This window comes from Micrococcus antarcticus, assembly GCF_044872765.1.
Lineage (GTDB): Bacteria > Actinomycetota > Actinomycetes > Actinomycetales > Micrococcaceae > Micrococcus.
Genome location: NZ_CP085253.1, coordinates 2037995 through 2049282, shown reverse-complemented (window position 1 = coordinate 2049282; position 11288 = coordinate 2037995). Strand labels below are relative to the sequence as shown.

Below are 11288 nucleotides of genomic sequence, written 5' to 3'. Positions count from 1 at the left end.
GACGAAGGGACGACGTGTACGAGGGAGCGGTTCAGGACCTGATCGACGAGCTCGGGCGGCTGCCGGGCATCGGGCCGAAGTCCGCCCAGCGGATCGCGTTCCACATCTTGGAGGCGGACGCGCAGGACATGACGCGCCTCGCGGACGCGATCCGCACCGTCAAGGACAAGGTGCGGCTCTGCTCGGTGTGCTTCAACGTCTCCGAGCAGGACGTGTGCGCGCTGTGCCGCGACGCTCGCCGGGACGCCGCCCAGATCTGCGTGGTGGAGGAGTCCCAGGACGTGATGGCCATGGAGCGCACCCGCGCGTTCCAGGGCAAGTACCACGTGCTCGGTGGCTCCATCAATCCGATCGCGGGCATCGGTCCGGAGCAGCTGCACGTGCGCGAGCTGCTCACCCGCCTGCAGGACGAGACCGTGCAGGAGGTCATCCTCGCCACGGATCCCAACCTCGAGGGGGAGGCCACGGCCACCTACCTCGGGCGTCTGCTCGGCGCCACCGGCATCCGCGTCACCCGCCTGGCCTCCGGCCTTCCCGTGGGCGGCGACCTCGAGTACGCGGACGAGGTCACCCTCGGCCGCGCCTTCGAGGGCCGCCGCCTCATCAGCGGCTGACCGGGCACCCACGGCGACGGCGGCACCGGAGGTCGGTGCCGCCGTGGCCGCCCGCGGGGGAGGGAGCCTCCGGGGGACCGCTCAGGCCACGCGCGTGCCCGCGGCCAGCTTCCCGGCCGGCGTGTCGAGGCGGCGGTGTCCCCACCACAGCAGGCCCGCCGTGAGCGCACCCTGCATGGCGAGGCCGAGCGGCCACACGGGCCATGTGCCCTCGCGGTTCGGCTCACCCGCCTGGTCGATCCCGCGCAGCTCCCCGTTGAGGCACTCCACGGACTGCAGAGGGTCCCTCTGGGTCCACCGCACCCCGCCCGAGATGAGGTTCAGCGCGCCGATCTGGCCCATGTACGGCTCCGACTGGGGCACCGGCGACCACGGCGTGGCGTCCGCGAGCACCACGAACGGGTTCGGCGCGAGCATCCACCCCGTCCGACGCGGGTCCGGGACCACCTGGTCCGTCACAGGGCCCCCGCACTGGTCGGCGACGAGGTCCCACGCTGCCGGGTCCTCGGCCGCCTGCGCGTCCATCTCCTCCGGCGTGGTGGCCTCGTCCATCGTGGCCGTCTCGTAGCCGTACCGGGGCTGGCTGGCCTGCACGGTGATGTTGATGACGGAGAGGGAGAGCAGGAAGCCGATCAGGGTGCCCAGCGTCAGCAGCGCCACGAGCAGATAGGTGACGACGACGGCGAACAGGGTGCGCCCCGTGATGGCCGAGACCGCCACGCCGATCCCCGTGATCACGGCGAACTCCACCAGGATCATCGCGAGGCCCACGAGGACGAACAGCGGAGAGACCCGTCCCACCAGCGCGGCCACCACGAGCCACGGCAGGGCCGCCACGAGGAAGGCCGCCGAGGCCACCCATGCCGCGAGCCACTTGCCCGCCATGAGGTGCCACGTCTTCAGCAGGGTCACCTGCGTGATGGCCAGCGTCCCGCCCGCCCGGTCGCCGGAGATCGCGTTGGCCGCGAGCGCCGGGGACACCAGCAGCGAGAGGGTCAGGACGAACATCAGGACGCCGTCGAACAGCCACTGGCCTGCCATGCGCAGGGAGGTCTCACGCTGAGCGTCGGACACCCCCTGCATCTCGCCGAGGGTGGAGGCGTGCAGGCCGAGAGCGCCGAGCGTCACGGCGCCGACCACGAGGAAGAACACGCCGAGCAGCGCGAACCAGCCGCGGGAGCGCAGCCGCTGGCGCAGCTCCATCCCGACGACGGTGCGCACCGCCGCCCCCGCGCCCAGGCGCGGGGGGACGATGCCGGGAGTCGGCGCGCCCGGCGTCGCGCTCGAGGGGGCGAGGACGTGGCTCACGGGCGTTCTCCTTCGGTGTGACGGCGGTGGTCCAGGTCGAGGTCCAGGTAGGCGTTCTCCAGGCGGGAGCCCTCCGGAGCGAAGTGGCTCACGGGCACGCCGTCGCGCACGAGGTCCGCGAGCAGCTCGGCGGCGGCCTGCTCGCCGCGCACCTGCACCACGACGCCGTCCCGGCGGTTCCCGGCATCGGCGCCGGGGAGCAGACCGTGCGCGGCCAGGGCGTGGACCAGCTCGTCCCGACGCGCGGGGTCCGGCCCTGCGATCCGGTAGGGACGGGTCTGCGCGCCGGCCGCGGCGAAGTCCTGCGTGGAGACGGTGGCGCCCTCGCGCACGAACACCGCGCGGTCGGACATCTCCTCGAGCTCGGCGAGCACGTGGGAGGACACGAGCACGGCGGTCCCCGCGGCGGCCATGGCGCGCAGGTCGTCCCGCAGGCGGATGCGGGAGGTGGGATCGAGCCCGTTGGCCGGCTCGTCCAGCAGGAGCACGGCGGGGCGGTGCACGGTGGCGCGGGCCAGGGAGAGGCGCTGCTGCTGGCCGCGGGAGAGGACGCGCGCGGGGCGGCGGGCGAACTCGGTGAGCTCCACCCACTCCAGCTGCTCGTCCGCCCTTGCGGCGGCGGCGACGCGGCCCATCCCGTAGAGCCGTCCCAGGCTCGTGAGGATGTCGTGGCAGGTCAGCGACTCCCACACGCCGAGGGTGTCCGGCATCCAGCCCAGATGCCGGCGGGCCTCCTGCGGGTCGGCCGTCGCGTCCACGCCGGCCACGGCGACGGAGCCGGCGTCGGGACGCAGGAGCGTGGCGAGCAGGAGCATGAGCGTGGTCTTGCCGGAGCCGTTGGGCCCCACGAGGGCGGTCACGGTCCCGGCGGGCGCGGTGAGGGAGACGTCCCGCACGGCGTGGACGGGACCGAAGGAGCGGGCCAGGCCGTGGGCCACGATCCCGCTGCCCGCGGCGGGCGGAGGTGGGGAGACGTCGAGCACCGAGGAGAGGGTCATGCCTCCATGCTGACCGGGGCGGGGCGACGACGTCGTCCGCCCAGAGGATGATCCCGCGCGGCGCGGGGTCATCCTCACGGGCGGTTCCGGGCGGTTCCGGGCGGTTCCGGGTGGCCCGGGCCGACCCCACGGTCCCCGCAGCCCCGGCAGCTCACGATGCGGACGTCCCGGATCACACTGCGGGACCGGAGGCGGTGCGCCCCTACACTGGAGCGGTCCGTGGGGACACCTCGTCTCGACCCCGCCCGAAGGGAGCTCCATGAGCCTGATCGTGCAGAAGTTCGGCGGCTCCTCGGTGGCCGACGCCGCCGGCATCCAACGCGTCGCCCGCCGCGTCACCGCCACCGTCGCCGCGGGCCACCGTGTGTGCGTGGTCGTCTCGGCCATGGGCGACACGACGGACGAGCTGCTCGACCTCGCCGCCGAGCTCACCGACGCCGCCCCCGCCCGCGAGATGGACATCCTCCTCTCCGCGGGCGAGCGCATCTCCATGTCCCTGCTGGCCATGGCCATCCACGCCGAGGGCGTGCAGGCCCGCTCCTTCACGGGATCGCAGGCCGGCATGATGACGGACACGTCGTACGGCCGCGCCCGGATCGTGAAGGTCAGCCCGCACCGCGTGCAGGGCGCTCTCGACGACGGCGCCGTCGCCATCGTGGCCGGCTTCCAGGGCATGAGCCCCGAGTCCCAGGACATCACCACGATGGGCCGCGGCGGCTCGGACACCACCGCCGTCGCCCTCGCCGCGGCGCTCAAGGCGGACGTGTGCGAGATCTACACGGACGTGGACGGCGTGTACTCGGCCGACCCGCGCGTCGTGCCCACCGCCCGCAAGATCGGCGAGCTCTCCTCCGAGGAGACCCTCGAGCTGGCCGCCTCCGGCGCCAAGGTGCTCCACCTGCGCTCCGTCGAGTACGCGCGCCGCTTCGGCGTGCCGATCCACGTGCGCTCCTCCTTCTCCGACCACGAGGGCACGTGGATCATGCCCGACCCGAACGACACCATCACCCTGCAGGAAGGCGCTCCCATGGAACAGCCCATCGTCGCCGGCGTGGCGCACGACCGCTCCGAGGGCAAGGTCACGATCGTCGGCGTCCCGGACGTCCCGGGCAAGGCCGCCGAGATCTTCCGCGTGATCGCCGAGTCCAACGTGAACATCGACATGATCGTGCAGAACGTCTCGCGCGCGGGCTCCGGCCGCACGGACATCTCCTTCACCCTCCCGATCGTGGAGGGCAAGGACGCCCTGGCCGCCCTGCGCGCAGCGCAGGAGCGCATCGGCTTCGAGGACATCGAGTCGGACAAGGAGATCGGCAAGCTCTCTCTCGTGGGCGCGGGCATGCGCTCCAACCCGGGCGTCTCGGCCACCTTCTTCAAGGCCCTCTCGGACGCCGGCGTGAACGTGGACATGATCTCCACCTCGGAGATCCGCATCTCCGTGGTCACCGCGGAGGACAAGCTCGACGACGCCGTGCGCGCCATCCACACCGCGTTCGACCTGGACGCCGACGAGCAGGCCACCGTCTACGGGGGCACCGGGCGCTGAGCCCGGACGCCGGCCCCGGGGGCCCGGGCGCCCTGCTCGAGCCCGACGCCGGATGGCCCGGCTTCGCAGCGTTGCTCTCCCCGCGCCTGGACCAGGAGGACTGAGCGGCGCACGCGCCGCCGTCGCCCTCCCTCGCGCACATGGACGCCGCCGCCCCCACACCGTCATGGAGAAGGTGCGGGGGCGGCGTCGTGAGCGCCCGTCTCGTCAACGAGGACGATGGGGGTCAGGCTCCGGTCACGGGACCGTGACGGTCACGTCGGTCGCAGCGCCGTCGGCCCAGATGACCTGTCCGCGCCACGTGCCGTCGGTGAGGCCGGACCAGGACAGCTCAGCCTCGGTGAGCTCACCGTTGGTGACGGGCACGGGGTTCGGGGTCACGGTGAGGTTGCCCGCGTCCTCGCGCAGCTCGAGCGTGTCCAGGGACGCGTCGTCCGCGCCGCCGTCGGCGGTGGCGTAGAGGTTGGCGATCACGAGGTACTCACCGGCCACCGGGTTGTCGAAGGTGATGGTCTCGCTCGCCGACTCGGTCGCCATCTGCACGACCTTGCCCTCGGGGGTGACCACGGCGAGATCCCAGTCGGCGTCCGAGGCGCCGGCGTTGATGCTGGCCACGAAGGACTTGGCACCCTCGCCCACGGTCACGGTCTTCACCGCGGTGGAGGTGTTCTCGTTGACGGAGATGGACTCGCCCGGGGTCTTGGTCACGGGGGTGGCGTCCACCTTGCCGAGGCCCAGGATCTGCGGGGTCAGCTCACCGGTCATGCCGGGGTTGATCTCCACCGTGGCGGAGCCGGAGGCGCCGGAGCCGGTGACCGACGACGTCGCGGTGGCCGCCAGGGCCTTGAGGGTCACGGGGGAGGTGACCTCCGGGACGGCCTTGCCCTTGGCGGTGCTCCAGGTGAAGGAGCCGTGGGTCCACTCGTTCGTCGGGGCGTCCGTGCGGGTGAAGGTCAGGGTGACCTCGGCGGACTGGCCCTTCTTGAGGTCCAGGTACGACGGCGAGGCGGTCACCTCGAAGCCGGGCACCGAGCCGGAGAACTGCCAGCGGCCGTTCTCGAGGGCGGTCACGGTGCGCGTCACGGAGGTGGAGCCCACCACATCGGGGATGGCCACGGAGGGGATGTTGACCTCGCGCCCGGCGATGTCACCCATGATCAGGGCGTCCCACTGGGTGGCGTCGGACTCGTAGACCAGACCCGGGCGGTCGGCGGCCTTCGGGTCCGCGGAGCCGGCACCGGTGGCGAAGTTGTCCTCGTTGACGGAGCCGTCCGCGGTGAACACGTCGCCGGCGGTGGTCATGAGCGCCGACTTGACCGCCATGGGCGACCACTCCGGGTGCTTGCCGATCAGCAGGGACGCCATGCCGGCGAGGTTCGGGGCCGCCATGGACGTGCCGGACATGAGCCCGAACTCGTTGCCCTCGTAGGACGGGTCCAGGGGGGAGACGCCGGCGATCACGTTCACGCCGGGGGCGGCGACGTCGGGCTTGAGGAACTCCTGGTTCACGGCGTTGGACGGGCCGCGCGAGGAGAATCCGGCGATCTGGGGCAGCGGGTCCTCGGGCAGGCCCGTGGTGTCCTGCGGCACGAGCGTGGCGGTGAGGCCGCCGGCCTTGACCTTCTCGATGATCGAGGCGTCGTTCGTGTGCACGGTGGGGACCGAGTGGATGTCCGCGTCCAGGGAGCTGGGTGTGACGTTCACGAGGATCATGCCGACGCCGCCGGCCTCGGCGACCACCTGGGACTTCTCGACGCGGGCGTTCTGGCCGCGCTCGCAGAGCACGATCTTGCCGGCGGTCTTGGCCGGGTCCAGGGAGCCGGGCAGGCACAGGCGGGCCTGGTCGGCGGTGGCGCCGGCGGCGGCCACCTGGGACGCGTGCACGACCTCCGCCGGGCCGACGCCGGTGCGGGACGAGGAGGCGCCGCGGACCTTGGTGCCGTCCGAGAACTCCACGGTGCCGGTGAGCTCGTTGGAGAAGGTCTCCGCGGCCACGGTGGTGACCCACGGGGAGGAGTGGTTCACGGTGTTGGCGGTGGGGCCGGAGTTGCCGCCGGAGGCGGAGACGAAGATGCCGGCCTCGGCGGCGGAGCGGAAGGCCATGGCCACCGGGTCCACGACGGAGGTGTTGTTGCCGGAGATCGAGTAGTTGAGCACGTCCACGTTGTTCTCGATGGCCTGCTCGACGGCGGCCACGGAGGCGGAGGTGTAGCAGCCGCCGGTGTCCGGATCGGTGTCCTCCCAGCAGATCTTGTAGGAGATCAGCTTCGCGGCGGGGGCCACGCCGGCGCCCTCGCCGAACGAGTCGCCGTTGATGTCCTGCGCCACGCCGGTGTTGCCCAGGATCGTGGTGGCCACGTGGGTGCCGTGGGAGGCGACACCGAGAGGGGAGATGCGCTCGTTGGGGTCGCGCTCGTCGATCGGGACGAAGCGCTCGAAGTCCTCGGAGAAGGCGTAGGCGCCCAGCAGCTTGCTGTCGCACGAGGAGGCCGGGAAGTCGGGGCCGGTCTCGCACTCGGCGACGGCGGTGGTGCCGTCCGCCTTGAGCATGGCGATCTGGCCGTCCGCGGTGCGGTACGGCTCGCCCACCTTCGGCTTGCCCTTTAGCGGGCCGACCGGCTCGCCGTCGATGAACGGGTTGTCCGGGTGGATGCCGGAGTCGATGACGCCGACCACGACGCCCTTGCCGGCGTTCTTCTCGGAGCCGTACGTGGTCTTCCAGGTGCCTTTGCTGCCGGGAAGGCCGAGGAACTCGGTGGAGGTGTAGTCGGGGGCGACCTGCTCGTCCGGAGTCACAGCGAGGACGCTGCGGTCCTTGCTCAGCTGGAGCGCCTCCTCCGCGGTGAGCTCGGCGACGAACGCGTTCACGGCGCGCTGGAAGGTCATGGCCGGCGCGACGCCGTGGGCCTTCGCGACCTTCTCCTGCTGGCGCTTGAGCTTGGCCTCGTAGTTCTTCACGCGGGGGTGCGACGGATCGAACTTCTCCTTGGGCGCGGCGCCCGGGGCCGGGGCTCCGGCCTCCTCGGCGGTCACCGAGGGCTGGTCCGCGAGGATCACGAAGTAGCGGCCGTCCTCGAACTGCTGGTCCACGCTGAGCTTGCCCTGGGGGCTGGAGGCGGCGGCGCCGGAAGGCGGCTGGACAGCCGAGGCCGGAGCGGCGAGCGCGGGAGCGCCGAGCAGGCTGGCGCCGAGGACGGCGGCGGCGAGACGACGCCGGGCAGGGGTGTGGGAACGGGGCATGGCCTCCGCCTTTCTCATCAAGGACAGGTCCGGGTGCCGCTTCGTCGCTGAGGCGGTGGGAGCGGGGGCAGTCGAGGCCGGAGGGCCTGTGTGACTCGCACCACAGTCGGATGGATGCAATGTAGCTCACAGCGTCCGGTTTGGCCAGACGATCGTCAGCTCCCCCCCCAGGAGCGACACAGAGGGCCCGCCGGGCGCGGGGCACGGTCCGGCCGGCGGCCGCGTGGACGTCGTCGGGACCGGGAGGGAGGCGCGGCGCGGGAGAATGGATGCGCCATGCTCCAGATCCAGACCGACCCGCCCACTCCTGTCGCCGCGCCGTCCGGGGACGCGCGCCCCGCCGTCGTCGTGCTCCCCGCCGAGGAGTGGCGGGCGCGCGCCCGCGCGCACCGGGAGCGGATCTCCGCGCGGACCGCGCCGCTGGTGGCGCTGCACATGCGCGGCGAGAAGCATCCCGTGCAGGACTTCCTGTTCGGCTACTACGCCCACTCCCCCGCGGCGCTGGCGCGCTGGCATCCCGGGGCGGGCATGCTCCTCGCCGACGACGACGCCGGGTCGAACGCCGCCGCTGAGGCCGAGGAGTCCGGCGCCCCGGCCCGAGGGACGTGGAAGCACGTGCGCCGCGTGCGCGCGGGAGAGGCGCTCGCGCCGGGCGGGCCGCCGTCGCCGGCCGCGGGCTGGACCGTGGACGAGACGGCCTTCGCGCGCGACCGGGCGACCGGCGTCGCCTTCACGCGCGACCTTCTCGCCCGGACCTCCGCTCGAGCGCCCCGGCTGGGGTGCTTCGGACTGCACGAGTGGGCCATGGCGTACCGCGCGGACGTGAACGGCGTGCGCCACTCCCAGCTGCCTCTGCGCCTGGGCGCGGCGGGGACGGACGCGGTGGTCGAGTCCCAGAGGATCCGGTGCACGCACTTCGACGCCTTCCGCTTCTTCGCGCCCGAGGCGCGAGGGCTCAACGAGGGCGACGACGGTGCGCTCCCCACGCGGGAGGGCATGCGGGACATGGAGCAGCCGGGATGCCTGCACGCGGGCATGGACCTCTACAAGTGGGCGTACAAGCTCGTGCCGTGGGTGAGCTCGGAGATCGTGGCGGACTGCTTCGACCTCGCGTGGGACATCCGGGCCCTGGACATGCGGGCCTCGCCGTACGACCTCACCGGCGTGACCGACCTGGCCGGCGGAGACTACCCGCCCGTGCGGATCGAGACGCCCGAGGGCCGGGCCGAGTACGCGCGGGCGCAGCGCGGGTTCGCGGAGCGGGGCCAGGCGCTGCGGAGGCGGCTGCTGGAGGCGATGGAGGCGCTGGAGGGGCACGGTGGGTCGGGAGGCCTGGAGGCGTCAGCAGGCATCGGGGTGCCGCAGACGCGCCGTGGCCTGGGAGGATGAGCGGCATGAGTGAGCTGCCCCCGGAACTGCGCGGCGTGCGCTTCGACGACGACGACGCGCCCCGCCGCCCGCGCCCGATCGTGCTGATCGTGACGTGGCTGTGCATCATCGGCCTCGTGATGAGTGTGGCGGCGGGGTTCTTCAGCTCGTTCTGAGGGCGCGTCGGAGGCCCGGGGGGGCGCCTCGATTCCCCCTCACGCCCGCCGGCCGGCCCCGAGGCCGAGGGGCCGCGGACCCGCGGTGGCGGCGCCTCCTCAGGCCGAGGGGAACTCGCACACCCCGTCGTGGCAGACGGCGCCGCCGTCGGACGGCGGGGACTGGACCCGGGCGGCCTCGTCGCGCAGGACTGCCGCGAAGTGCTCCACGCTCTGGGCCCCGGAGACCGTGGCGGAGTCGTTCACCACGAAGAACGGGACGCCGCGCACCCCGAGGTCCGCGGCACGCTGCTCGTCCGCGCGCACCTCGCGCGCATAGCGGTCGCCCGCGAGGACCTCGTCCACCTCGGCCGCCTCGAGGCCGACGTCCAGGGCGAGCCTGCGGACGACGTCGGCCGAGCCGATCTCCTCCCCCTCGGAGAAGTAGCCGCGGAAGAGGCGCTCCTCCGCCTCGGCGCCGAGCCCGCGGGACGCGGCGAGCTGCAGCACGCGGTGGGCGGTGAACGTGTTCCCCGGCTTCGCGGTGCGCCACTGGAAGTCCAGGCCCACGCTCCGGGCCTGCTCCTCCTCGTGGGAGAGGACCGCGAGCGCCTGGGGCGTGCTCGCGCCGTAGGCCGTGCTCATGACCTCGGGCAGCGTCATGCCGTACGACGCCGGCGCCTGCGGGTTGAGCTCGAAGCTGTGCCACACGATCTCGGCGTCCACGCCGGTCTCCTCGAGGGCGAGCTCGAGGCGGCGCTTGCCGATGTAGCAGAACGGGCAGATGACATCCGACCACACGTCGATCTTCATGGGGATCCGACCTCTCTGGGGACGCAGCCGTCGCGGGTCGGCGGCATGTCGTCTCCGGGGCCCAACGCCCCGCCGGGACGGAACATTCCAGGTCAGCGGGGGCAGGAACGGTCGGGCCGATACGGTGACGCCATGATCCTGCACATCACCCTGCCCGAGGACTGGGCCGGGGCCCGCCGCACGGGCCGCTACACGGCGTCCACACGGGGCGCCACCTTCTTCGAGGTCGGCTTCCTGCACGCCTCCGAGGACGCCCGACAGGCAGCCGCGGTGGCGGCGGCGTTCTACGCGGACCGGCCGGACGCGTTCCTCGTCGCCCTGGACGAGGAGGCGCTCGCCGGGTCCGGCTTCGCGGTGCGCCGCGAGCCCGGCGACCCGGCCGACCCCGCCTCCGAGTGCTTTCCGCACGTCCACCCGGGCACGCAGGCCCGGGACCACATCCCCGTGCCGCTGATGACGCCCGTCGCCATGCCCGGCGCTGAGGCCCGCGTCCTCCGGCAGGACACCGCCGAGGCCGCCGCACTGCAGGACGCCGGGTGGACGGTGCGCTCGCGGTCCTGGGGCGCACGCCTGCACCTGGCCGACGACGCCGACCTCGCCCCGTACCGGGACCTGGTGGCCGCGGCGGAGGCGCAGGGGGTCGAGGTGCGGGTGCTGGAGACTGCGGACTCGCTCGCCCTGCGCGCACTCGACGCCGAGGCCGCCCCGCGCTTCCCGCGCACCGACGGCTCGTTCCACACGCCCCTGTCCGACGATCTCGAGGCGCGGCTGGACGGCGAGGACGGGGTCGCCGTCGGGGCGTTCGCGGGCGCGGAGCTGATCGGTGTCACCCTGCTGTTCCGCACGCACGGAGCGGACGGGGACGTCCGGTGGGACGTCGACCGGACGGCGGTGCGGCAGGGGCACGAGGGGCGGGGCCTGGGGAAGGCGGTGAAGGCGGCGTCGGTGCTGGCCACGCACGCCCGGGGCGGGCGGATCTGGGGCACGGGCGGCGCCGAGGTGAACGCGGCGTCCCTGCGGATGAACGAGGCGCTCGGGTTCGCGCTCGAGCCGCTGTGGCTGGCCCTCGTGCCGCCGACCCCCGCCCCCACCAACGCCGGTTGAGTTCTCGGGCGTGTTCCGGCCCGGCACCCCCGAGAACTCAACCGATGTTCAAGCAGGGGGGTGAAAGGGTCAAGCTCCCTTGACGTCCAGCGTCCTTGACTGTCAAGCTTGCTTCACACCGCCGGGGACGGGCCCCGGCACC

At 73.1% G+C, this 11288-nt stretch carries 9 protein-coding genes; 5 read left to right on the top strand and 4 right to left on the bottom strand.

Annotated features, from left to right (window positions below; genetic code table 11):
* Nucleotides 1-14 precede the first annotated feature (14 nt).
* Nucleotides 15-614, top strand: a complete 600-nt coding sequence (gene recR, locus LG274_RS09650; RefSeq protein ID WP_298710459.1) for a recombination mediator RecR — start codon at nt 15-17, stop codon at nt 612-614.
* A gap of 81 nt (nt 615-695) precedes the next feature.
* Here recR and LG274_RS09645 read toward each other — a convergent pair whose 3' ends face one another.
* The gene (locus LG274_RS09645) at nt 696-1922 is read right to left on the bottom strand and encodes an ABC transporter permease (protein WP_298710461.1); all 1227 of its coding nucleotides are present in this window, start codon (nt 1920-1922) and stop codon (nt 696-698) included.
* Nucleotides 1919-2920 (bottom strand): ABC transporter ATP-binding protein, encoded by a 1002-nt coding sequence (locus LG274_RS09640; protein ID WP_404464169.1) that lies wholly within the window; start codon nt 2918-2920, stop codon nt 1919-1921. Before LG274_RS09640 ends, LG274_RS09645 begins: the two co-directional genes overlap by 4 nt.
* A gap of 259 nt (nt 2921-3179) precedes the next feature.
* Between LG274_RS09640 and LG274_RS09635 the strand changes: the two genes are divergently transcribed.
* Complete coding sequence (locus LG274_RS09635) at nt 3180-4466, top strand: aspartate kinase (protein ID WP_319075489.1); 1287 nt, start codon at nt 3180-3182, stop codon at nt 4464-4466.
* A 237-nt stretch (nt 4467-4703) separates the two neighbouring features.
* Here the strand turns inward: LG274_RS09635 and LG274_RS09630 are convergent, their stop codons facing one another.
* The gene (locus tag LG274_RS09630; RefSeq protein ID WP_404464167.1) at nt 4704-7706 is read right to left on the bottom strand and encodes a S8 family serine peptidase; all 3003 of its coding nucleotides are present in this window, start codon (nt 7704-7706) and stop codon (nt 4704-4706) included.
* A 276-nt stretch (nt 7707-7982) separates the two neighbouring features.
* Here LG274_RS09630 and LG274_RS09625 point away from each other — a divergent pair, with 276 nt between their 5' ends.
* Together LG274_RS09625 and LG274_RS09620 are read left to right on the top strand one after the other, a co-directional pair.
* The gene (locus LG274_RS09625; RefSeq protein WP_404464165.1) at nt 7983-9095 is read left to right on the top strand and encodes a 3-methyladenine DNA glycosylase; all 1113 of its coding nucleotides are present in this window, start codon (nt 7983-7985) and stop codon (nt 9093-9095) included.
* A gap of 5 nt (nt 9096-9100) precedes the next feature.
* Complete coding sequence (locus LG274_RS09620) at nt 9101-9250, top strand: hypothetical protein (RefSeq protein WP_404464163.1); 150 nt, start codon at nt 9101-9103, stop codon at nt 9248-9250.
* A gap of 99 nt (nt 9251-9349) precedes the next feature.
* On the opposite strand, the gene LG274_RS09615 is transcribed toward LG274_RS09620, so the two are convergent.
* Nucleotides 9350-10042, bottom strand: a complete 693-nt coding sequence (locus LG274_RS09615; RefSeq protein WP_404464161.1) for a DsbA family oxidoreductase — start codon at nt 10040-10042, stop codon at nt 9350-9352.
* A 132-nt stretch (nt 10043-10174) separates the two neighbouring features.
* On the opposite strand from LG274_RS09615, the gene LG274_RS09610 reads away from it, so the two are divergent.
* Nucleotides 10175-11146: a DUF952 domain-containing protein gene (locus LG274_RS09610; RefSeq protein WP_404464159.1), complete on the top strand. Its 972-nt coding sequence runs from the start codon at nt 10175-10177 to the stop codon at nt 11144-11146.
* The last annotated feature ends 142 nt before the right edge of the window (nt 11147-11288 follow it).

Bases quoted from the DNA above. Each gene is read 5' to 3' on its own strand.
- LG274_RS09625 (WP_404464165.1), top strand. From the start codon at position 7,983: ATGCTCCAGATCCAGACCGACCCGCCCACTCCTGTCGCCGCGCCGTCC.
- LG274_RS09640 (WP_404464169.1), bottom strand. From the start codon at position 2,920: ATGACCCTCTCCTCGGTGCTCGACGTCTCCCCACCTCCGCCCGCCGCG.
- LG274_RS09620 (WP_404464163.1), top strand. From the start codon at position 9,101: ATGAGTGAGCTGCCCCCGGAACTGCGCGGCGTGCGCTTCGACGACGAC.
- LG274_RS09615 (WP_404464161.1), bottom strand. From the start codon at position 10,042: ATGAAGATCGACGTGTGGTCGGATGTCATCTGCCCGTTCTGCTACATC.
- LG274_RS09630 (WP_404464167.1), bottom strand. From the start codon at position 7,706: ATGCCCCGTTCCCACACCCCTGCCCGGCGTCGTCTCGCCGCCGCCGTC.
- LG274_RS09635 (WP_319075489.1), top strand. From the start codon at position 3,180: ATGAGCCTGATCGTGCAGAAGTTCGGCGGCTCCTCGGTGGCCGACGCC.
- LG274_RS09610 (WP_404464159.1), top strand. From the start codon at position 10,175: ATGATCCTGCACATCACCCTGCCCGAGGACTGGGCCGGGGCCCGCCGC.